This window comes from Bifidobacterium sp. W8112, assembly GCF_016101425.1.
Taxonomy (GTDB): Bacteria; Actinomycetota; Actinomycetes; order Actinomycetales; family Bifidobacteriaceae; genus Bombiscardovia; species Bombiscardovia apousia.
Genome location: NZ_JACFQN010000002.1, coordinates 203,773 through 225,216 on the forward strand (window position 1 = coordinate 203,773; position 21,444 = coordinate 225,216).

Annotated in this window: 17 protein-coding genes, 1 other RNA gene and 1 riboswitch; of the genes, 10 read left to right on the forward strand and 8 right to left on the reverse strand. The window is 59.1% G+C overall.

Features of this window, described 5'->3' with window-relative positions; genetic code table 11:
* The first annotated feature begins 223 nt into the window (after nt 1–223).
* Together H3T92_RS05225 and H3T92_RS05230 are read left to right on the forward strand one after the other, a co-directional pair.
* Complete coding sequence (locus H3T92_RS05225) at nt 224–1,501, forward strand: ROK family transcriptional regulator (RefSeq protein ID WP_144085571.1); 1,278 nt, start codon at nt 224–226, stop codon at nt 1,499–1,501.
* Nucleotides 1,491–2,390, forward strand: coding sequence for a carbohydrate kinase family protein (locus H3T92_RS05230; protein WP_144085500.1), 900 nt, complete (start codon nt 1,491–1,493; stop codon nt 2,388–2,390). The genes H3T92_RS05225 and H3T92_RS05230 overlap by 11 nt, the downstream gene beginning before the upstream one ends.
* A gap of 90 nt (nt 2,391–2,480) precedes the next feature.
* Here H3T92_RS05230 and H3T92_RS05235 read toward each other — a convergent pair whose 3' ends face one another.
* The gene (locus H3T92_RS05235) at nt 2,481–3,956 is read right to left on the reverse strand and encodes a DASS family sodium-coupled anion symporter (protein WP_144085499.1); all 1,476 of its coding nucleotides are present in this window, start codon (nt 3,954–3,956) and stop codon (nt 2,481–2,483) included.
* Between the two features lie 302 nt (nt 3,957–4,258).
* Here H3T92_RS05235 and H3T92_RS05240 point away from each other — a divergent pair, with 302 nt between their 5' ends.
* The 5 genes from H3T92_RS05240 to H3T92_RS05260 all read left to right on the forward strand — a co-directional run bounded on the left by H3T92_RS05240 (nt 4,259) and on the right by H3T92_RS05260 (nt 8,339).
* Nucleotides 4,259–5,881 carry an NAD-dependent malic enzyme gene (locus H3T92_RS05240; protein ID WP_144085498.1) on the forward strand — a complete coding sequence of 541 codons (1,623 nt, stop codon included), beginning with the start codon at nt 4,259–4,261 and terminating at the stop codon, nt 5,879–5,881.
* Between the two features lie 233 nt (nt 5,882–6,114).
* Entirely contained in the window at nt 6,115–7,059 is a 945-nt protein-coding gene (locus H3T92_RS05245) for a LysR family transcriptional regulator (protein WP_144085497.1), read from the forward strand.
* 113 nt (nt 7,060–7,172) lie between these two features.
* Nucleotides 7,173–7,571, forward strand: a transfer-messenger RNA (tmRNA) gene (gene ssrA / locus H3T92_RS05250).
* A gap of 242 nt (nt 7,572–7,813) precedes the next feature.
* The gene (locus tag H3T92_RS05255; RefSeq protein WP_101432134.1) at nt 7,814–8,068 is read left to right on the forward strand and encodes a type II toxin-antitoxin system RelB/DinJ family antitoxin; all 255 of its coding nucleotides are present in this window, start codon (nt 7,814–7,816) and stop codon (nt 8,066–8,068) included.
* The gene (locus tag H3T92_RS05260) at nt 8,061–8,339 is read left to right on the forward strand and encodes a type II toxin-antitoxin system RelE/ParE family toxin (RefSeq protein ID WP_045924101.1); all 279 of its coding nucleotides are present in this window, start codon (nt 8,061–8,063) and stop codon (nt 8,337–8,339) included. Before H3T92_RS05255 ends, H3T92_RS05260 begins: the two co-directional genes overlap by 8 nt.
* A gap of 319 nt (nt 8,340–8,658) precedes the next feature.
* Here the strand turns inward: H3T92_RS05260 and H3T92_RS05265 are convergent, their stop codons facing one another.
* The gene (locus H3T92_RS05265) at nt 8,659–10,185 is read right to left on the reverse strand and encodes an FtsX-like permease family protein (RefSeq protein WP_144085496.1); all 1,527 of its coding nucleotides are present in this window, start codon (nt 10,183–10,185) and stop codon (nt 8,659–8,661) included.
* Between the two features lie 266 nt (nt 10,186–10,451).
* Between H3T92_RS05265 and H3T92_RS05270 the strand changes: the two genes are divergently transcribed.
* The 3 genes from H3T92_RS05270 to dtd all read left to right on the forward strand — a co-directional run bounded on the left by H3T92_RS05270 (nt 10,452) and on the right by dtd (nt 13,334).
* Complete coding sequence (locus tag H3T92_RS05270; protein WP_144085495.1) at nt 10,452–12,059, forward strand: hypothetical protein; 1,608 nt, start codon at nt 10,452–10,454, stop codon at nt 12,057–12,059.
* Nucleotides 12,060–12,280: 221 nt separating this feature from the next.
* Nucleotides 12,281–12,344: riboswitch (guanidine-III (ykkC-III) riboswitch) on the forward strand.
* Between the two features lie 8 nt (nt 12,345–12,352).
* The gene (locus H3T92_RS05275; RefSeq protein ID WP_198189505.1) at nt 12,353–12,670 is read left to right on the forward strand and encodes a DMT family transporter; all 318 of its coding nucleotides are present in this window, start codon (nt 12,353–12,355) and stop codon (nt 12,668–12,670) included.
* A gap of 163 nt (nt 12,671–12,833) precedes the next feature.
* The gene (dtd, locus tag H3T92_RS05280; protein ID WP_198189506.1) at nt 12,834–13,334 is read left to right on the forward strand and encodes a D-aminoacyl-tRNA deacylase; all 501 of its coding nucleotides are present in this window, start codon (nt 12,834–12,836) and stop codon (nt 13,332–13,334) included.
* Here dtd and H3T92_RS08325 read toward each other — a convergent pair.
* The 6 genes from H3T92_RS08325 to mraY form a co-directional block, all read right to left on the reverse strand.
* Nucleotides 13,327–14,589, reverse strand: a complete 1,263-nt coding sequence (locus H3T92_RS08325; RefSeq protein WP_332460631.1) for a cell division protein FtsQ/DivIB — start codon at nt 14,587–14,589, stop codon at nt 13,327–13,329. The two genes, dtd and H3T92_RS08325, sit on opposite strands and share 8 nt — an antisense overlap.
* Nucleotides 14,586–16,196, reverse strand: coding sequence for a UDP-N-acetylmuramate--L-alanine ligase (murC, locus tag H3T92_RS05290; protein WP_415873701.1), 1,611 nt, complete (start codon nt 16,194–16,196; stop codon nt 14,586–14,588). The genes H3T92_RS08325 and murC overlap by 4 nt, the downstream gene beginning before the upstream one ends.
* A gap of 99 nt (nt 16,197–16,295) precedes the next feature.
* Complete coding sequence (locus H3T92_RS05295; protein WP_198189678.1) at nt 16,296–17,528, reverse strand: UDP-N-acetylglucosamine--N-acetylmuramyl-(pentapeptide) pyrophosphoryl-undecaprenol N-acetylglucosamine transferase; 1,233 nt, start codon at nt 17,526–17,528, stop codon at nt 16,296–16,298.
* Between the two features lie 70 nt (nt 17,529–17,598).
* Nucleotides 17,599–18,822, reverse strand: coding sequence for a peptidoglycan glycosyltransferase FtsW (locus H3T92_RS05300; RefSeq protein ID WP_198189508.1), 1,224 nt, complete (start codon nt 18,820–18,822; stop codon nt 17,599–17,601).
* Nucleotides 18,806–20,245 (reverse strand): UDP-N-acetylmuramoyl-L-alanine--D-glutamate ligase, encoded by a 1,440-nt coding sequence (murD, locus tag H3T92_RS05305; protein ID WP_198189509.1) that lies wholly within the window; start codon nt 20,243–20,245, stop codon nt 18,806–18,808. The genes H3T92_RS05300 and murD overlap by 17 nt, the downstream gene beginning before the upstream one ends.
* A gap of 79 nt (nt 20,246–20,324) precedes the next feature.
* Nucleotides 20,325–21,428 (reverse strand): phospho-N-acetylmuramoyl-pentapeptide-transferase, encoded by a 1,104-nt coding sequence (gene mraY, locus H3T92_RS05310; protein ID WP_101432127.1) that lies wholly within the window; start codon nt 21,426–21,428, stop codon nt 20,325–20,327.
* Nucleotides 21,429–21,444 lie beyond the last annotated feature (16 nt).

Here is a 21,444-nt window from a genome sequence, read left to right on the forward strand (position 1 = left end):
CTACCCCCGCCTGGATAGTTCGACCTTGGCTGCCAGCCGAAACCCTGCCCCTTGAGCAGCCAAGCTCGACTGCGGCCGATGGCAATCCCTTCCTCGGCACCTTGAACAGTTTTGCAACCGTTGGAGGTGTTTGCGAGCAGATATTAAACAGTGTTAATATATAAACGCTGTTCATAAAGTGCGCGAGGATCGCGTGACGGAACCACTCAAGGAGGAGGTTGATATGCGCAGCAGCACCTACGCCAGCACGCCAAAGGCCCTCTCCGAGCTCAACCAGTCTCGCATCGTCCAGTATCTGCACCAGCAAGGCACCAGTTCGCGAGCCCAAATGGCCCGGGACCTCGATCTGACACCGGCAGCCGTAGGCAAGCTGGTGGCCCGTCTGATGAGTCTGGGCCTGATCAGCGAGACCGGCAGCATGGACTCTGAGGGCGGCCGTCGATCCATCGGCCTGGCCCTGAACGCCGACCGCTACCAGGTCATCGGAGTCAAGTTCGCTCGCAGCCTGGTCAGCATCGGACTGTTCGACATCAGCGGTCGCCTGCTGGACTCGGAGGAACTGCCCCCCGTCGACCCCGGCAACATCCCAGGTGCCGTAGCCGATGTCCGAACCCGAGTGGCAAGACGACTTGAGGCGAACCCCGCCATCGTGGCTGTAGGCATGGCCGTGCCGGGCCCTTATCTGCGCGAGAGCGGACGCATCGCCCTGGTCACCAGCATGCCCGGCTGGCGCAGCGTGGACTTTATCCACGAATTCGGTCAGGCCTTCCGCGTACCCACCTTCATCGAGCAGGACGCTCGGGCCGGGGCACTGGCCCAGAGCCTGTTCGACCCCCGCGTGAGTGCATCCAGCATGGCCTACTTCCTGGTGGGCGAAGGCGTAGGGCTGGGAGTCATAGACAGGGGTGCCCTGGTGGACGGCAGCCAGGGAGCGGCCACCGAGATCGGCCACGTCAGCATCGATCTGAACGGCCTGCCCTGCGAGTGCGGCAACCGTGGCTGCCTGGAATGCTACTGCTCGGCGGTAGCCATCCACCGCCGCATGTGTCAGCCGGATGTGCGGAATCACTTCCCCGGAGTCGAGGCCATGACCCACGCCAAGGCATGTGCGAGCCTGTTCGACCGGGCTCGTTCTGGTCAACAGGCCGCCCAAACTCTGGTGGATCAGATAGCCGACTACGTGGGCTATGGCTGCGTGACCATCGTCAACGCCTACAACCCCGCCCAGATTGTCATCGGAGACATGGTGGCAGCTGCCGGAAACCGCTTGCTGGAACAGGTTCGGTCCATAGTCTCCCAGCGCGCCCTGCCTGGCCTGCGCGAACACACACAGATCCTGCTTTCCCGCCTTCCCATCGACGCCACGCTGACCGGCGCTGCGGCAGTGGCGGCCAACCAATTTTTGGAGCACCCGGCCAGCATGGGCCGTACAGCTGTGAAATCAACAAGCACAAGGCGGGCGCATCACCCGTCATCAGGAAAGGAACACCATGACCAGTAAACCCATGGTCCTCAGCATCGGCGAGATCCTCTGGGACGTCCTGCCTACAGGCAAGCGGGCCGGTGGTGCACCGGTCAACTTCAGCTACCATGCAGCCAAGAACGGAGCGGAAGGCTATGCCATCAGCGCCGTAGGACGCGACGACCTGGGCCGGGAGCTCGAAGAAGCTGTTCACCAGGCTGGCGTCGATGCCGTGCTGCAGCACAACGACCACCCCACCAGCACCGTCGAGGTTCAGCTGACCGAGGGCATCCCCCAGTACGTCTTCAAACCGGATGTGGCCTGGGATCATCTGGAGTACACGGATGACCTGGCCGGACTGGCCAGCAAGGCCGATGCCGTCTGCTATGGCACGCTGAGCATGCGCAACAGCAAGTCGCGCGAGACCTGCCTGCAGGTGCTGCGCCACACCAAGAGCCATGCCATGCGCTTCTTCGACATCAACCTGCGTGGCACCTTCTACAGCAAGGATCTGATCCAGGAGCTGCTGGACATGGCCACGGTCTTCAAGCTCAACGACGAGGAGCTGGCCACCCTGCGCGACATGTTCCACGTTCCCGGAGCCACCGACGACGAGCTCTGCCGCTGGTTCATGGATCAGTGGCACTTGGACACCATCGTGCTGACCGCCGGCAGCGACTACAGCACGATCTACCTGGCGGACGGCCAGTCCTCACACCTGCCTACGCCTGAGATCACCGTGGCCGACACGGTCGGGGCCGGCGATGCCTTCTCCGGCACCTTCGCCATCAACCGTCTGCTGGGGGCCTCCCTGACTCAGGCCCACCGGGCTGCCGTCAACACCGCCGCCTTCGTCTGCACCCAGCAGGGCGCCTGGCCCGAATATCCCGAGCATATCCCCGACTATCTGGGCCAGCAGGGTCAGTGATCCCTCGCTTTTAAACATGATTTGGTCCCGCCCGGTCGAGCTGTCAATGCCGACTGGACGGGACCAAACATATATCTACTGAATCGGGATTTACCAGATGCCGATGAGCCGCCACCAGCCCAGACCCACGGTCAGGAAGATGGCCACGGTCACCAGTCCGCAGATCAGGCCGATCCGCAGGAACTCAGAGGTCTTGACGTATCCGGCACCGTAAATCAAGGCCGCCGGTCCGGAGGCGTAATGGGTCATGGCGCCAATCAGACCGCTGGCGCATCCCAGCATCAACGCTGCAGGCATGGCGGGAACCCCGGCAGCCACGGCCACGCTGACGAAGAGCGTGTAGATGGCCGCCACCTGAGCCAGCTCGGAAGCGAACATGTAGTGGATGAGGAAGTAGAAGACCGTCAGAATGACCAAGACCAGCACCCAGGGCAGGCCCTTGACCAGTCCGGCAATGATCTCCCCCGCCCAGGTGGTGACACCCAGGGTGTTCAGCGGTTCCGCCATGCCTACCAGGACGCCGAAGAAGATCAACGTGGACCAGGCGGACTTGTTAGCGACCATATCCTGCCAGGTGATGATCTTGGTGCACAACAGCACGGCCACGCCCAGGAAGGCCACGGTGGTGGAGTTGATATGGATCACCGAACCGGTCGCCCAGAGGACCAGCATGACCAGGAAGGTCACGGTCATAATCCACTCGTGCATGCTCAGCGGGCCCATTCCCTTGAGCTCGTCCTTGGCATCCTCCTGAGCCTGAGGAACGTTCTTCAGAGTTGGCGGGAAGATGCGGTAGATCAGGGCGGGGATGATGATCAGGCAGATCAGGCCAGGCACGATGCCGGCCAGGGCCCAGGTACCCCATCCGATGTCCACATGGAACTTCTGGGCCAGCTGTCCGACAACCGGGCCGGCCGCCATGGCCGTGAGGAACATGGCCGATGTGATGGCGTTGACGTTGTTGGCCGTGATCGCCAGGTAGGCGCCGATGCGCCGCCGGGACTCGTCAGTGTCCGGCTTTGAACCCTGCACGTCGCTGATGGAGGTGATGATCGGAAATAGAATGCCGCCCAGACGAGCCGTGTTTGACGGGGTGGCCGGGGCCAGGACCAGGTCGGCGGCCGAGAGCCCGTATGCTGTGCCCAGGCTGGACTTGCCTAATCGAGATAGAAAGACCAGAGCAATCCTACGGCCCAGTCCGGTAGAGACAAAGCCCTGGGCGATGAAGAAGGCCGCCACAATCAGCCAGATGGATGCGCTGCCAAGTCCGTTGAAAGCCGCCTTCTTGGGATCCAGGGCACCGGTCAGCATCCCCACGGTCATGCCGATGATGGCCACTGCTGAGGTGGGCAGAGGCTGCAGAATCAGCCCTAGGATGGTGCCTACGAAGACTCCCAGCATGTGCATGCCCTGGGCGGTCAGCCCCTTGGGAGGCGGAATCAGGAAGATGACCAACCCTACCGCTACACAGATCAGAGCCTTGACCAGCTGGCTCGTATTGAAAGGCTGGCTGGCCTCTGCCTGGGGGTCTCCCCTGCCCTCACGTGTTCGTACTGTTTCACCCATCATTGCTCCTTCGCTCATGATCCGGCGTATGACCGCCTGGAAACCACCGACCTCTTCGTCGGCTTGCTCATGTGGACTTATGCTATGCGGCAGGCGGCAGGGGCGACAAATAAGCATTCCCTATATGAAGGAGCGCCATACCTGGCGGCCGTCCATGACCTCCAATGCCCGTCAAAGAGCGGCAAAAGGGGCTTAAGTGCATATAGATTCTGCTTATTTGCCGGTGTGTCCAAGGCTTTTCTAGGCTGATTGCAGAGGTCCGGCAACGCGGCCGGCCCCGATCGTGAAGGACAAGTGAGACCATGACAGGATTCGATACCATCAACGATTCCTATGCCAACCGGGGACTGGGATTCAACTATGAGCAACGGCGCGAGCTAAAACTGGACGGGCTGCTGCCTGCTGCCGTACAGGATGACGAACAGCGCGAGCGCATCGTTTACCGCCGCTTCCTGGCCCAGCCCACCGATCTGGACAAGCGACTCTACCTGATGAGCATCTGCCGTACCGACCGTCGGCTCTTCTACAGGAGCATGGACAAGCACCTGACCGAGTACATGCCCATCGTCTACGCCCCCACCGTGGCCCAGTCCATCCAACGCTACGACGAGTTCTATTCGGGCAGCGATGTGGCCTACATCTCCATCGATCATCCCGAGGGGATCGGCGATGCCCTGGACCAGTACGCCGGCGATCGGCCCATTGACCTGGTGGTCTGCACAGATGCGGAGGGCATCCTCGGCATCGGCGACTGGGGCGCTCAGGGCGCTGAGATCCTGACAGGCAAGCTGGCGGTTTACACCGCTGCTGCCGGCATTGACCCTTCGCGCGTTCTGCCGGTGATGGTAGATGTGGGCACCAACCGCCAAGCCCTGCTGGACAATCCCGACTACGTGGGCAACCACTTCGCCAGGGTCAGAGGCCAGCGCTACGACGACTTCATCGATGACTTCGTCCAACAGGTCCTCCAGCGCTATCCGGAGGCCCTGATCCACTGGGAGGACTTCGGCAGGCCCGAGGCCGCGCCCGTCCTCAAGCGCTATCAGGATCGGATCCTGACCCTGAATGACGACATCCAGGGCACTGGCGTGACCGTCCTGGCCGCACTGATCGCCGCCAGAAAAATCGCCGGAACCGACCCCAAGGACACCAGGATCATGGTCTTCGGCGCAGGGACCGCCGGCGTGGGCATCGCCGACCAGATCGTGGACGACCTGATCATCCGCCAAGGCATGGATACCGAGACCGCGCGCAGCAGGGTCCTGCTCTTCGACCGTCAGGGTCTGATCGAGCAGGGCCAGGATGATCTGACCGAGGGCCAAACCCGTTATGCACGCAAGCCAAATGAGTTCGCTTCGGTCACCGACAAGACCTCGCTGGCGCAGGTTGTCGACGCCTTCCAACCCACGGTGCTCATCGGCACCTCGACCAAGCCTGGAGCCTTTGACCAGAACGTTGTGGAGGCCATGGCCAAGCATGTGGAACGGCCGCTGCTCTGCCCCATCTCCAACCCCACGGAACTGGCCGAGGCCAAGGCCGCCGACGTGATCGCCTGGACCCACGGCCGCGGCTTCGTCATCACCGGCACCCCCTCAAAGCCTGTTGACTACCAGGGTGTCACCTATGCCATCGGACAGGGCAACAACGCCCTCATGTATCCCGGCATCTGCTTCGGGGCCATCGTCGCCAAGGCACGGCTGGTCACCAAGGGAATGTTGTTGGCCGCAGCCTATGCCATCTCCGACATGATCGACGTGGACAAGCCCGGAACCGCCGTGCTGCCGCCGGTGGCCGACCTCAAGGAGATCTCGCGCCGGGTCGCCACTGCTGTGGCTGAACAGGCGGTTCAGGAGGGTCTGAACCGTGAGCCGATTGAGGATGTGGACGCCGCCGTGGCCAAGGCCCAGTGGCACTATGATGCCTGAGCGAAACCAGCGCCTTCGCTTCCTGCAATATTGAGATTGTGGTCCGGCCAGCACGATTTATGAACGACGATCGTGTTGGCCGGACCACAATCATGAGCCAAGCCGTATCAATATTCCCCAGGTGTCAATCTTCTTAAGTCCAGTCGACAATGATAGGGTGGTGGTAAGTAGTCTTTCGCCAAAGTTGACGGATAAGCAATACTAATCTGAGCAACAATCAAGGGAAGCGGCTCATGACCTATATGGATAATGTCCGCGACCTCGAGCTGCTTACCATGCTGGCCCGGTACGGCAGTTTCACAGACGTCGCGTTGGAGGCAGGCATCTCCCAGCCTGCGGTCTCGCAGGCCATCAGAAGGCTGGAAAAGCGCCTGGGAACCAGGCTGGTTCTGCGGCAGCGCTTCGGCGCTGGCGACGGCACACAGCTTACCCAATCTGGAAGAACAGTGGTGGATCATGTCAGCCAGGCCCTGGACCTGATCAACTCCTTGCCCGAGGCCTTGGCTGCACGAACCGGTATTCGACGGCGCACCATCGGCCTGCCTCCCATCATCTCATCGCTGCTGAGCTCCGGACAAGGGCAGCAGAAGCAGTCCGAACCAGACAAGAACACGACCGTAGAAACCATAGGATCCCAAAAGTTGCTGGGCCAGATAGAGGCCCACCGCGTGGACTACGGGGCTGTTGCCAGCGTTGACGAGTCACTGAGCGTGGATGGCGTTGAAACGACCAAGCTGGCATCCTTCCCCTTCGGTATGGTCTGCACCCAGTCCATGGCCGAACGTTTGGGCACAGCAGGAATGACCAGCCTGCACCCCGAGGACCTGGCCATGCTTCCCGGGGACGTTCCCTTCGCCACCCTCAACCGTGATTTCGTCCATGCCCAGGCAGCTGAACGGCTGATTCACCTGTCTGAACCTGTCAGCCACCTGATCGAGGTCTCCGACGTGGAAACACTGAAAATGGTGACTACATCCAGCCTGGTCTGCAGCCTGATCACCTCAGCTGGCGTACACCCTGGCGAAGGTCTGCGCTTCATCCCCTTTGCCGGTGATGACATGCCCCGCTTCAATATCTACCTCTTTAACGACACGAAGCGGGAGGCCTTTCACGAGGACGTGGAGGAGGTGCACGCCTTCAGCGACTACGCCACCAGCCGACTGGGCTCTGTGGCTTGACCAAAATGCAAGTCAATGCCCAGGGAGAAGCGGGAATACCCGCAGCGTCCATCTGTTGTATACTGACGAGGCCGGTCCGTAATGGCACCGGCAGAGCTTGATAATTCAAGATTGGGGCTGATCGGTTTCGACGGTGACCTGTTCGTCGCAGGGAAGCGTGCCGAGAACGCGGGGGTCCGCTCGTTAATGTCCTCCCGCAAACAACAAGTGCTAAATCTAACCGCACTGAGTTCGCTCTCGCTGCCTGAGCTTCGCGCCAGGATTAACCAGTGAGCAGCTGCTCCGTTCACTCCCCTTCGCCTTCGGGGGGATGCTGAGCGTCATTAAGAAGACTTGCCTGAACTGCCGCGCCACAGGGCGGTTCGGGGACTTTTACTGCGGCTATGCCCGCCACCGGTTGTCTGCGACACAGGTGGGGGCAGACAGATAGCCACAAAGGCCAGCAGACTACGCACGTAGAAGACTGAGGGTGCGGTCACCGGACCGGGGTTCAATTCCCCGCAGCTCCACAGAACAAGGGCCGGCCGAGGCAACTTGGCCGGCCCTTTTCATACCGCCTTTACGGTTCAAGAATCCAACTCCCCGCATTTTTTAGTGCGTCACATTGTCAAAAACCTTGTTCATGAATCTCAAGTCATGCTCATTTCTTCACTCGTGGAGTTAAAATAACTCCAATATAACTCCATTCGGAGCACAAATGATATAATTTTGGAGCTAAAGAAGACAAATAGAGCAATCGAAGCGGGTGAAAGTAATGAAAGAGACAGCGAGAATTCAAATTCGCACCAGCGAGGATATGAAGCGTCGGGCCTCACAGCTTTTCGAAGATCTAGGCCTTGATCTCGGCACAGCAATAAACATGTTTCTTTCTCAGTCTTTGCGCGAAGGGGGACTTCCATTTCGCTCCCAACTTTCCAATTTTGACAGGGAAATGGAGGAAGCTCAAGCTTCACCGGTCACTCACGTGGGTGATGTAGAGGATATGAAAGACATCATCCATCATGTATGAGTTTGCATATACGCAGAAATTCCTGCGTGATGTCAAGAAAATCAAGAAGAAGCATTTCGACTTAAGCAGGCTCGATCAAGTGCTCGACGACTTGGCTGATTACAATTCAGCACTGCTTAAACGTAAATACCGAAATCACCAGTTGAAGGGACGCTGGTCCAAATACGAGGAGCTACATGTCGACGCAGACTGGCTCCTGGTGTACAAGCGCGATAAAAATCGAATGATTCTCACTTTGATGACCACTGGCAGCCATGACCAAACACTGTGACATAAGTGAAGTCTGAGTAATCGAGTCTTGTTCAGACTGACACGAATCACTGTACCCAATACACAAATTTGACCGCCAACTGTTTATCTACTTCTCAGTTAAAAGTTAATCGTCAGCGGATCTCCTCAAGATGGACGTGTCATAATGACGATACCCATTTTCAAGCAGCCAACATCCATTTGCCGTATTGACCAGCGCTGGTCAATACGGCAAGGAACTGCAGGTTGATGAATATGTCACACAGCCATGGCCGAGATCAATGCTCGGCAAGACCGCTCAATTACGCACCACGGATCCAGGAGTAAAAGTTCATTGTCAATCATTCACCTATGGCCCCTTGCAGAATGGCTATGGGCGAGCGCATTAAAGCAGGCCGCGCCGTCAGCATGGTCGCCAGCGAGCCGACGACTATAATCGGCAACCCGCAGATAAGGAAAAACTGCCAGGGAAAAATTACGGACAGACTGTGTATAAGGGGCCAGTAGACCATAGCTGTGCTCAGCCCGACCAGTCCGGTGCCGCCCGCTGCGATGATAATGCCCGTAGTCATCACGATGGTGCCGTCCAATATGGATATAGCAGTCAGCTGCCGCGGGTTTGCGCCTGCAATTGACAGGAGCGCCAAATCTAGGTCACGATCCCGAGCGGCGATGGCGAACCCCGCAATCACGCCGACCAGGGCGACCAGCAGCGCTGCCCAGAAACCATAGAGCAACTCCAAGGTTCCACCCGATGTGACATTCTCTATTCCCGGTACCTTGTTCATGGCGATGGTACTGGTGCCTCCGGCAGCCAACAGACCACCAACCAGAAACATACAGGCAGTCAGAGCTATAACTGTTGAACCGAATGTCGTATCTCGACTCCTGGCCACAGCCTGTGAACGCGCTATCCGCCAGACAGCAGATGACGAGGGGACCAGAGCAGTCCAAAGTTGAGTGACCCTGCTTATAACTGGCCCACCAGAACGTGCCAAGGCAATCAGCAGCAAGAGAATAGCAAACAGCGGTCCACTTCCAACGGCACTTATGACCGCTTGGACCTGCTTAGGCTCTAAGGACCCAGAGCCGTTGCGCGAAAGATAGGCAAAGACAGGCAATGGCAATAGCAGCAAGGCCAGCCCAAGGAAAAGGGATACAAGACCGCGTCCATGTCGGGGCCGGTCAATCGATTCGCTCTCCTCAGCACGGCGCACCACCCGGACTGGTGTCATCTTCCCCAAATCCCGCAATGTCCGGCTGGTCGCCAAGACGGCCGTAGCCAGTCCCACTGCGAGACCAGTCAGGGCAGACCTGGGAAAACCGTGCCAGGTAAAAGCGAAATGTACCGGTATTCGCATTCCAGCGGAATACCAATCCAGGATCCTTCCAGCCAGCGCAGGTGAAAGAGCCACAGCAACGAGGGAGGCTGGTAGAACCAAAATCATCACCTGCAAAAGTGTAAGTACCAGGATCTGCTTAGGCGTAGCGCCCAGCAGTGAAAGAAGGGCCAGCCCCTGCCGACGTTGGCGAATCGATGCCTGCAGAGTCTGCTTGATCACCAGGCAGCCGAGCACAATGACTGTGAGGAAGATCAAACTCAGGGCCGAAGCCAGGCTCTTGACAGGATCCCTGGTCTTGGCCGACAAACCCTGGTAATAGCTGTTGACACCCATGCTCACGCTCATGGCACAGAGCAGGGTTTGGGTGACCACAAGAACGATAAAGACGCCAGCCCAGATGCCACCATTGGCTTTCAAATCACGTAAGGCCCAAGTCATGTTCCATTCACCTGCCACGTCCTCGTGCGTACACTCGACTACATTCCTCTGTTTATATAAATAGCCGACCGACGCGAAAGACAACATCCGGCAAACCCCTGAATCGACCCTGAATCAACCCTGATTCAACCTTATGATACCGAACTCATTGTGAGCGTATGCCTTACATCGTCTAGGCGTCACAGCATTAGAATGAAGCCCTTTAAATGGAAAGACCTAGCAAACAAGCAATTCCAACTCATTGGCCAATTCGATGGTCATCTTGTTTCTCGATCCACAACCATGACAGTATACAAACTACATGTCCTTTAATCATATTTATATTTAACTTTATAAGGTCACAATGAGAGACGATGATAGAGCGGGTTTCAATTATGTCCACTACAAGAGATCACTCGAATATAGCTCCAATATTCCATCCAGCAGAAAGCTGGCAAGCTGAAAATGTAAGGCAATTCTTTGCAGCGACAGCATACTCTTTCCTGCTTTTAGCATCAGGAATCGGTCTCAGGTTGGCAGAATATAACTTAATTGAAAATAAAGCAGAGCTAAATCGTTATAAGCAAAATACCTTCCTCCACAATTTCGTGCTTAACAATCCTTATAAAGACTCTGCAAATATGCTGCTGGCTTTGTGGACATTAATCATAAGCGTCATTATTGTCACAGCTTTTTTGGAAACAAAAACTCCTGAATCATCCAGCAAAGCGAGAGCATTCATTGTATTCGTCTGTTTCCTGTCATGTGCTATTAGCATTTTCACAGGCTACATATCCCCTGACATGTTGCAGCAGATCGATTTTGGTCTGAGCCTGTTATTGGTAATCGTCAGCTTCAATATCGCAGCCTTTGCTCTCAGCTATGGCGTAAAACAGGTCTTTTCGCTTCACATGATACAGGAAAACGAAATGCTGAGATCAGATCACCTCAATGAATATCAGTCATTAGCCAAGGGATCATTGGTCAGAAGACACCCGATAGTCGATGCTTTTCTTCGTATTACTTGCGGTTTGATACTCATGACTACACTTGCTGCTTTTATAACATATGGAATAGCAGCGCTATTCGCCAGAATGAACAATCACCCAGTAGCCTCTATAGGGACGTTTATTATAACTGTTGCTTTTGAGCTGGTTCCTTGCTTGTTAGATCCTCTGTTTATGCTATACATCGGCGTTGGCGGTCGCCCAAGTAGAAAGAACCTAAAACACTACAAGGGTCGCATGGTTTGTAAATGGATATATCGAGTCTTTACAGTATTGTCTTCCTGGCTCATATCGATATTTGCCTTTGCCATTGCCAGTGTATTGAATTCAACAACTGTGCCCATGTCCTTAAACACTCTTTTGGTGCCGATATTGATCGTCGTCATCTATCTGCTACCCTGCTGGAATTGGTTTTTAGCTCCTATTCATAAATGGTGGGTTAGCAATTTGATAAAAGATGACCAGCGTAATATTGAACAGATTCACTACGAAGCATTCACAGGAATTGCGGCGTCATACTTAAGCTCAGAATTATCTGTGGATACTCATCGCGAGTATCTGATGCATACCGTCATAAATCCCGCCGAAAAAGGAGAATGGGCAGAAATATGTGATCCCGCTTTCCGCACCACAATTCAAGTTCCCTTGCTTTCTTTATCAACTCAGGAACTTCAGAAAACCCTTGAATCTGATAACCTCAAACAGAAAAACGATATAAGTCCTGATGCAACAAAACGTCAACGCGCTATCACACGCTTGATAAATAAAATCGACACCAATGATCCAGAGTTCAATTGTTGCGACCTAGAGGACTGCAAAATCTATTTAGCTGCTATCTTCGATGATCGTCAGTACTTATCAACATCTATAAGCTCAGGGGCTGATAACGAGGAAAGACTACAAAAAATCATCACTCATAGTTTTTCCAGCTTCAAAGGAAGGTGGCAACTGATACTGACGCTAGTGAGGCGGTGAAGCCAAGACATGCGATGTAGCCATGTGTGCTTTTGACAGTTTTAATCGACCAGATCACCTAGGTTGCAGCGTTCCCCATTCCTCGTGGACAAACAGCAATGTAATCCCAAATGAGCAGGATCTCTGACGAATTGAATCAGCATTGATCATTTACTACCTTTGAACCGCCATGAATATATCTGACTCAACATCTTACGATTCAACCCGTGCTATTCTGATTTCCAGAATCTGATTCAGGTTCCCGGACGATGGTCAAGTACCCGGACAGCGACAAGACTTGCCGAAAGGGAGCCATGTCCTCGTGGATCATACTTATACTCGCTGGCGTCTGTGAATCGGTCTGGGCCACTGCGCTAGGTAAATCCCAAGGTTTTACCAAAATCGTCCCTGACATCGTATTTATTCTTGGATTGATTCTCAGCATGATGGGTCTAGCCTTTGCCATGCGCAACATCCCTACCAGCACGGCCTACGCGGTCTGGGTCGGTATCGGAGCTGCCTTGACTGTCCTATACGCCATGGCTACGGGCTCGGAGCCTATTTCACTCGCCCGCATTCTGCTCATCATCGGTTTGGTCGCCTGCGTGGTCGGACTCAAGATCGTCAATTGAGAGCGGTGCCCGTCATATTACCTAAGTAACACAGGCATAGCGGGCTTCGACCTGAAGCTGCCCACCGATCTTCAAACAGGTCTCCAGCCTGACCCTCACCAGGTGCCGGTCCAGCTGTACCCTGCGGCACTACAACAACGCCTGAAGTCTTTAGACTGAAAGCATGAGAATCGTCATACAACGGGTCAGCCGTGCCCGGGTCGATGTGGTCGACGAGCAGGGGCAGCCGGATCCTGATTTTAAACCCCAAAGTATCGGCACGGGTCTCTTGCTTCTGGTGGCCGTCCAGGATGGCGACGGCGATGCCCAAGTAAACTATGCCGTCCGCAAGCTGACCCGGATGCGCATCTTCGCTGACGAGGAAGGACGAATGAACCGGTCGGTCCTGGACTGCAGCGGCTCCGTCCTTTCCATTTCCCAGTTCACCCTCTATGCGGATCTGCATCGTGGCAATCGCCCCAGTTTCATGGCTGCGGGAGAACCCCAGCATGCCCAAAAGGTCTGGCAGGATCTAAACCAGGCCCTGGCTGCGACTGGTGTGCCAGTTGCCATTGGGCGCTTCGGCGCCCACATGCGAGTGGATCTTGTCAACGACGGACCTGTGACCATCCTGCTGGACACCGACAAACTGATGAAGCCGGCAGCTTCTACAGCGTCTATTTGACAATGGGCCGCAGAGGCGCCGATACATCCAACTGATGCTTGTCGCCGATCTTGGATGGATCGTTGATGATCTTGTCGACCACCGCCTGTTTGAGCTTCAGATCGGAGCCGTCGCCCCAGATGATGACATGTTTTCCCTGGTCCAGCTCGGTGGTGATGGAGTCCTGGGTTTCCGCAGTCACCTTGGTCACCGAATGACGCATGGCCTCGGGCATGGTCGACAGTATCCGCAGGGTCTGCCTGACCGCCTGATCCTGCTGGGCACGATTGACAGTAGACACCTGGATGACCGGCACTCCCTTCACCGGCTTGGACACAGTATTGAGCATCCTCCCCTGTCTGTCTACGGCCGTCAGTTTGTCCTGTGCATCCTTGAAGACCGCAGTGGGCTCCTGGGCATCGAAGGTCACCTCCAGGCCGTGCGGAAAACTCTTGCGGACCTTGGCATCGGTCACCCCGGCCATGCCGCTGATCTCCTCCTCGACTCCATTGGTGGAAACGAGCAGCAGCGAGCGATCCCCCTGATGGGCCACGATTGAGGCCACCCGATCGTTGGACACCCAGGCATTGCCGCCGCTGACATCGATCTTGTCAGTCTGCAGGCGGAAGACCGGCGAAAGAAAGAGCAGCCATGACAGTCCTGCTATCAGAGCCATGACCAGGAGGACGACAGCTGTCCGGATCAGGACCAGCCGGCGGCTGACCTTCTTCTTCTCACGCACCCGAGCCTGAAAGTCCAGCACCTTGGGCCGAACGAAGATCCCCAGCCCCTGATCCTCCTGGTCGGTGCCTATCCTGCCAGAAACGGGTCGGTCCGGCGGTATGGTCCGGGCATCGACGAATCCGCCGGCCGAACTCGTCGAACGAGATTCTGCAGACTTGGATGCCACAGACTTGGAGGCTGAGGCGCTGCTGCCTTTTACCAGAGAGCGGGAGGATGAAGAAGCCGATCTTGCGCCACGTGTCCGGGATCCTCCTGCATTCTTAGCCCGATTCGGACGAGCCTTGAGACGCCTGGACCGCTTGAGACGCCGGCCCTCGCCGCTTGTTTTTTCAGCCTTGGACCGGCGACCTGCCAGTCCCGCAGCACCGCCAACGGTCGACCTGCCCGATCTGGCGGTTCTGCCGGTCTGCGGTTCCTCTCCCAACGGCTTGGTACGCCCAGACCGGGCTGTCCGCGCGGCCTTGGCAGCCCGGACGGCCCTGGTCCTGGAAGAGGCTTTGCTGGAGGCGCTGCGACCCTTGCCGGTCTTCACTGCTCGTCCCGTTCAGCCAGCCTGTCCAGAATGATCGGCCCCATGGCGGTGACATCGCCGGCGCCCACAGTGAGGATCACATCCCCCGGATCCGCCCGTTCCGCCAGATCCAGAGCTGCCTGACGCATGTCCGGGCAGGCCCGGAAGACAGCTTCATTCGACCTTTTCCCGGAGTCCTGGGACTCCTGGTTCGATGCCTTGCGGGCGGCTGCGGGGATGGTCCCGGCATCCACACCCGGAAAATCGCTGGCCAGCTCGCGGGCAGGGAAGATGTCGGTGACGGTCACGTCGTCCGCCAGGGATAAAGCGACGGCGAACCGGTCGGCGAAGATGGCCGTACGCGAATACAGGTGAGGCTGGAAGAGCACCCTGATGGTCCGCCCCGGATAACGCCGTCTGGCGGCGGTCAGCAGGGCGGCGATCTCCGTAGGATGATGGGCGTAATCATCCACTACGGTGACCCCATGCTGGATTCCGCGGACCTCGAAGCGTCGGGAGGCCCCGCGGAAGTCGGCTGCAGAAGCGGCGGCCGTATCGGGATCCATCCCCAGCAGGATGGCGGCGATGATTGCCGCGGCGGCATTGCGGGCGTTGTGCATGCCGGGAATCGCCAAGTCCACCTGCAATTCGAGCGGCTTGCTGGCATCCAACCCTGCTGCCTGGAGCACCTGCGCCGGGAGAGCCAGGCGGCAATGCTCACGACCGCTGCCGCTGCTTTCTAACTCGGACTCGATGCGGACCAGGCCAAGGACCCCGGGCAGGGAGTCCATACTCAGCTGGGAATCTGAAGCATAGACGATGATCTTGGCCTGGCAGTCCCCGTCCAGCCGCCGCAGTACCTCCAGGGCGCCCTGATCGTCACCACAGACCACCAGGAAGCGGCGGGTATGTCGGGCGTGCTCCACGAAGGCCTGGTGGAAGGCATCAGCCGTGCCGTAGTGGTCCAGATGGTCGGGCTCCACGTTGGTGATGATGGCGATGTCGGGAGTGTACTTGCCAAAGCTGCCGTCGGACTCGTCCGCCTCGGCCACCAAGACCCGCCCGACTCCCACATGGCCTCCGTCCATGGGCCCCTGGCCGCTCTGGAGGCTTCCCCCGATGGCATAGCTGGGATCGGCTAGGTCCCCTTGGCCGCCCTTGGTCAGCAGGTGGGCCAAGAGTGCACTGGTGGTGGTCTTGCCATGGGCTCCAGCCACGGTGACCGAAATCCTGGAAGCCATGAGCAGGGCCAGAATGTCGCTGCGATGGACCAGCCGGGCACCAGCCTCCCGCGCTGCCAGAATCTCGGGATTGTCAGGCTTGATGGCACTGGACCAGACCACCGTGCGAGCCCCGGCCACGTTGCGGGCATCCTGGCCAATGGCGACACGGATTCCCAGCTGACGTAGACGGCGGGTCTTGTCCCCCTCGGCGCGGTCGGAGCCCGAGACCTGCACCCCCTCCTGGCGGAGCATCTCGGCCAGCACGCTCATCCCGGCCCCGCCGATGCCGATGAAGTGGGTAGGCCCTAGACCCTTGGGGTCGCGCACTCCGGCCTGGGCCAGGGCGGGCAGACAGGGGTCCAGAACCGGCAGTGACCGGTCACCGCCGTCCTGCCGACCGGGCACTGTATTCAATTCATGCTTGGGCACAGTAGTTGCATCTCCTCCAACAGTTCAGGACCATCCAGGACGGGGTCGCCCGTCGCCTGCCTCCATTATGCCCGATTAGGCCCTCCCAGAGTCCTTGCGGGCACGGTGTTGGTCGACCATGGTCAGGATCTGCTCGGCCATCACCTGGGCAGCGTTGCGAATCCCGTATTCCCAGGCCCGGCGGCGCATATCAGCAAGCCTATCCTTATCAGCCATAAGCGCAGGGACGTGCTCGGCCACCCATTTGGCGTCCAGTGCCGCATCATCGACCATGAGCCCTCCCCCGGCCCCAACGACAGGCTGGGCGTTGAACCGCTGCTCGCCGTTGCCGATGGGCAGGGGCACATAGACGGCAGGCACGCCCAGGGCGGCCAGCTCGCTGACAGAGCCGGCACCAGCCCTGCAGACCACCAGATCGGCGCAGGCGAAGGCCAGATCGATGCGCTCCAAGTATTCGGCCATGTGGTAGTCCCCTTGGCCCTGATGGGCCGAGTCCAAATCGTTGACGGCCGCTTCGCCCAGATCAGCAGCCACCTGGTATCTGACCTGGTCGGCCTTGCCACGGCCCGTCAGATGGATGACCTGGGTTCGATTCAATAATTGCCGGGCCGCGCCAGCCACCGCCTTATTCAGGCTGAGCGCACCCAGGGATCCCCCGGTGACCAGCAGGATAGGCCTATCGGGATCCAGACCCAGGGACCGTGCCGACTCACGACGAGCGCCCGAGGGGTCAGCCTCCAACTGCTTGGCCAGTCGGGCGATGGCCGGCCGCAAGGGCAGACCCACGCGGCGCACAGGCACGCCGGCCCGGGCTCGGATGCCGGTATCCTCATAAGCCGTGCCTACGAAATCAGCCCAGCGAGCACCCAGTTTGTTGGCCATGCCTGCCCGGGCGTTCTGCTCGTGGACGACGATGGGCAGACCCAGGTTCCGTGCAGCCCTGTAGGCCGGCGCCGAGGCATAGCCGCCAAAACCTACCACCAGGTCGGCCGACCGATCCTGCAAATACCCTCGGACACGCTTCACCTCATGCCGCCAACGCCGGGGGAAGTCCAGGGCAGCTTTATTGAGATGACGAGGGAAGGGCACCTTCTCAATCAAATCCAAGGGAAGGCCGGCGGCCGGTACCAGGTCATGCTCCAGCCCGACCGCGGTGCCGATCACGCTGACAGCAGCCTGGGGGCAGCGCTCCCTAATGGCCGCAGCCACGCTGAGCAGGGGATTGACATGCCCTGCCGTCCCCCCGCCGGCCAGCACCAGATGGGGACCAGCGCCCTTTTCGGCATGCTCCTGGTCGTCCCCAGGCATCCCGTTCTCGGTCCTCGTCGCTGTCGTCATCCGTGAATCCGCTTCCTTTCCGCCATATTCATGCCATATCTCAGGACCCGTCCGTGGCCGCCTTCACGTCCGGCTGAGTCCGAATCATCTGCAGGGCCACCCCGGCCGAAGCCAGGCAGGAGATCAGGGCGGTCCCTCCAGCCGACACGAAGGGCAGCGGCAGGCCGATGACCGGCAACAGGCCCAGAACCACACAGATGTTGACCAGGGCTTGACCCACCAGCCACACATCCAGGCAGATCAGCACCATGCCCGCATACCGGTTCCTGGTGGTCAGGGCGATCCTCAGCATGCACCAGCCCATGACCACGAAGACCAGAATAAGCATGGCCGCCCCTACAAAGCCCAGCTCCTCGCCGATGACGGCGAAGATGAAGTCATTGTGCGCCTCGGGCAGGTAGTTCCACTTCTCCCTAGAGTTGCCCAGCCCGACCCCGGTCAGACCCCCCGAGGCCATGGCATACAGTCCGTGGATGGACTGGTAGCAGACACCCTGAATGTCATCCGCCGAGCACTTGCCGTAGGCGGCCATGATCCGCTGGGTCCGGTTGCTGTTGCCGTAGACCGAAAAGCCGATGACCGCCGCCATCCCCAGGACTGCCAGGCTGAGCAGCCAACGCAGGGGGAAGCCCGAGACCAGGAAGGCCACAAAGCCGATGATGACGATGATCATGGCCGTGCCCAGATCCTTGCCCAGCATGATCAGCAAGAAACTGACCAGAAAGCCGACGGCCGGCCTGGCATAGGCCTTGGCCTGGCTCTTCAAGTCGGAATCCTTGCCAGCCTGCCGTTGGGCTTCGATCAGGGCCTGGGGCAGCCACAGGCACAGGGCCAGTTTGAGCAGCTCGGCCGGCTGCATGGAGATGCCCCCCACCGAGATCCACCCCTCATTGCCGTTGGCGGACCGCCCCAGCGGAGTACGCGTCAGCAGCTGAATACCCTGGCTGACAATCAGAAACCCGGTACTCCAGCTCCGGTAGCGGTCGATGCTGATCCTCACGGCCAAAAGGGCCAGCAACAGCCCCACCACGGCGTATATGCTCTGACGAATAACCTGGCTCCAGGGAGAGCTGCCCTGGGCCACCAGATCCACAGCCGAGGAGGAAAAGACCATCATCAGGCCGAAAACCGTGGTGGCGACGACCGTGGCCAAAAAGCCGTAGTAGCACCAGAGCGGGTTGAGGATGGCCCGCCAGCCCCGGTAGTCCCCCTTGCCGCCAGACCCCCGGGAGGGATCCTTGTGCGGATCAGTGTTGCGCTTCATGCTCGTGGACCCACTGTTCGGCCTGCTGGGCAAACTGGTCGCCCCGGTCGGCGTAGGAGGCGAACTGATCCATGGAGGCGCAGGCGGGGGCCAGCAGAATCACCTGGCCAGGCTGTGCATAGGAGCCAGCCGCACGGACGGCCCGGGCCATAACCTGATCGCCGGCACCAGGGTCGATCAGGGTAACCGGCAGATCGGGCGCCTGGTCCTTGATGGCTTGAACTATGGGCTGCTGATCCTGACCGATGACCACGGCTGCAGCCAGCTTGGACCTGCGGGACCGGACCAGATCGTCAAAGCGGGCGCCCTTGGCCAGCCCGCCGGCCAGCCAGACCACCTGGCCGTCATGGTAGCTGGCCAGGGAGGCCTCGGCGGCATGAGCGTTGGTGGCCTTGGAGTCGTCGACAAAACGGATGGCCTGCGAACCCTGGCCCAGGGTGGCCACCGTACTGATCCTGTGGTCGCCAGGGGTGAAAGCACGCATGGCTTCGATGGCCGCGTCGACCTTGGCCCCAGCACCCAGGGCCAGAGCCAGGGCGCAGAGGGCATCAGCCAGCAGATGGGGGTAGACCGTGCCGTCAGGCTCGCACAGATCCGTCAGGTCGGCCACCCGGACCAGCCTGACGCCCTCCTCAAATTCATGACCGGTCAATCCGCTGCGGTCTATGACCCAGCCATCCTCTACGCCCAACTGCCCAGGCTCGGGCCGACCCAGGGTGAACCCCACACGTCGGCAGCCTGGGGCTGGCTGCGCCTGCCTGGCCAGTTCAGAGACCCGGGAGTCGTCAGCGTTGTAGACCAGGGCCTTGCGCACGCCCCGGTAGATACGCGCCTTGTCGGCCGCATAGGCCTCGAAGCCCCCGTGCCAGTCCAGGTGGTCGTCGGCCAGATTGGTGATGGCCGCGCACTCCAGGGTCGGCGAAAAAGTGAAGTGCAGCTGGAAGGAGCTCAGCTCTACGCAGAGCATGTCGTTGTCGGAGTCCAGAACGGCTGTGGAGACGGCCTTGCCGATGTTGCCCACCGCAGGGGCCGTGAACCCGCTGGCCTGCATCATGGCGGCGACCATCCTGGTGGTCGATGTCTTGCCATTGGTGCCGGTGATTCCGATCCAGGGGGCTGGCCGGCCGGTCCGAGCTGCGGGCACCCGCAGCATCCAAGCCATCTCCACCTCGCTGACCACGGGAATGCCCCGACGCTGCGCCTCGAGGATAAATGGGGTGCACGGATTGAAGACAGGCGAAGCCATGACCAGGTCCACCTGGCTCCAGTCCACCTGGTCGAAGTCATGAAGATCGGCCTGCGGGGCGCGCTGGTCCACAGTGATCACCCCGGCCGCCCGGCCTCGCAGGGCTGCGGCCACGCTCCGTCCGGAAATGCCCAGCCCGGCGACCAGTACACGCTTCTGGCTCAAGTCCATATCCATGAACACCTCATTCCGCTAGCTCCGGCATCTGCTTGGCATGATACCGGCTGCCGAAGTCCGGTACCGTGAATGGACGCACTCAGATGGTCAGCCCGGAGCGGACCACCCAGTCTGCGTAGAAGCAGACCAGGGCCAGCAGGACGAAGATCAGGTCCACCATCCAGAACCGGACAACCACTTTGGACTCCTGCCAGCCCATCAGCTCGAAGTGGTGGTGGATGGGCGCCATCTTGAAGACCCGCTTGTGGGTGAGCTTGAAGTAGCCCACCTGGATGACGTCGGAGGCGGCCTCGCCCACAAAGAGCCCACCCAGGATGACCGCCAGAAGCTCGGTATGGGTAGCGATGGACAGGGCTGCGAAAAGCCCGCCCAGGGCCAAGGATCCGGTGTCGCCCATGAAGATGGAGGCCGGATTGGTGTTGTACCAGAGGAAGCCGAAGCAGGCCACGGCGGCGCAGCAGGCGATGATGGCCAGATCCAGGGGGTCGGAGACCGCATAGGCATGGCCGGGATGGCTGCCGCCTTTCAAGTGGTAGCTCTCCCAGAAGGCGATGACCGTGTAGCCCACGAAGGCGATCATGGAGGAGCCTGAGGCCAGCCCGTCCAGGCCGTCGGTCAGGTTGACCGCATTGCTCCAGGCCGTCATGAGCAGATTGACCCAGATGATGAACAGCACCACGGACAGGACGCTGCCTGCCATGCGGAAGTCGATGATGGGCTGCTCCACGAAGGAGATGCCCGCCTGGGCGCTGGGGTACCCGTTCTTGGTGGGCAGTTTCAGGGCCAGCACCGCATATATGGTGGCCAGAATGAACTGGCCGATGAACTTGGCCCTGACCGACAGGCCCAGGTTCTGCTTCTTACGCACCTTGGCAAAATCGTCAATGAAACCCAGAAAGCCCATGGAGAGCATGGCGAACAGCACCAGCATGGCCGACAGGGAGACGGATTCCCCCCGCGACAGGTAGCGGTAGAGCGCCGAGGCTGCCCAACCCAGCAGGATGGCCAGGTTGATGATCAGCCCGCCCATGGTCGGGGTGCCGCGCTTGACCAGGTGGGACTTGGGCCCGTCCTGGCGGATGTACTGGCCGTAGTGCAGACGGTGGACCAGCCGTATCAGCAGGGGGGTCCCTGCCAGCGTCACCACCAGGGCGACCAGGATTCCGATGATGAGGGCAATCACAGTGTGTACTCCAACT

Bases quoted from the DNA above. Each gene is read 5' to 3' on its own strand.
- H3T92_RS05255 (WP_101432134.1), top strand. From the start codon at position 7,814: ATGAAAGAGACAGCGAGAATTCAAATTCGCACCAGCGAGGATATGAAG.
- H3T92_RS05235 (WP_144085499.1), bottom strand. From the start codon at position 3,956: ATGGGTGAAACAGTACGAACACGTGAGGGCAGGGGAGACCCCCAGGCA.
- H3T92_RS05230 (WP_144085500.1), top strand. From the start codon at position 1,491: ATGACCAGTAAACCCATGGTCCTCAGCATCGGCGAGATCCTCTGGGAC.
- H3T92_RS05295 (WP_198189678.1), bottom strand. From the start codon at position 17,528: ATGCCTGGGGACGACCAGGAGCATGCCGAAAAGGGCGCTGGTCCCCAT.
- murD (WP_198189509.1), bottom strand. From the start codon at position 20,245: ATGGATATGGACTTGAGCCAGAAGCGTGTACTGGTCGCCGGGCTGGGC.
- H3T92_RS05265 (WP_144085496.1), bottom strand. From the start codon at position 10,185: ATGTTGTCTTTCGCGTCGGTCGGCTATTTATATAAACAGAGGAATGTA.
- H3T92_RS05300 (WP_198189508.1), bottom strand. From the start codon at position 18,822: ATGAAGCGCAACACTGATCCGCACAAGGATCCCTCCCGGGGGTCTGGC.
- H3T92_RS05245 (WP_144085497.1), top strand. From the start codon at position 6,115: ATGACCTATATGGATAATGTCCGCGACCTCGAGCTGCTTACCATGCTG.
- H3T92_RS05270 (WP_144085495.1), top strand. From the start codon at position 10,452: ATGATAGAGCGGGTTTCAATTATGTCCACTACAAGAGATCACTCGAAT.
- H3T92_RS05240 (WP_144085498.1), top strand. From the start codon at position 4,259: ATGACAGGATTCGATACCATCAACGATTCCTATGCCAACCGGGGACTG.
- H3T92_RS05260 (WP_045924101.1), top strand. From the start codon at position 8,061: ATGTATGAGTTTGCATATACGCAGAAATTCCTGCGTGATGTCAAGAAA.
- H3T92_RS05275 (WP_198189505.1), top strand. From the start codon at position 12,353: ATGTCCTCGTGGATCATACTTATACTCGCTGGCGTCTGTGAATCGGTC.
- H3T92_RS05225 (WP_144085571.1), top strand. From the start codon at position 224: ATGCGCAGCAGCACCTACGCCAGCACGCCAAAGGCCCTCTCCGAGCTC.
- dtd (WP_198189506.1), top strand. From the start codon at position 12,834: ATGAGAATCGTCATACAACGGGTCAGCCGTGCCCGGGTCGATGTGGTC.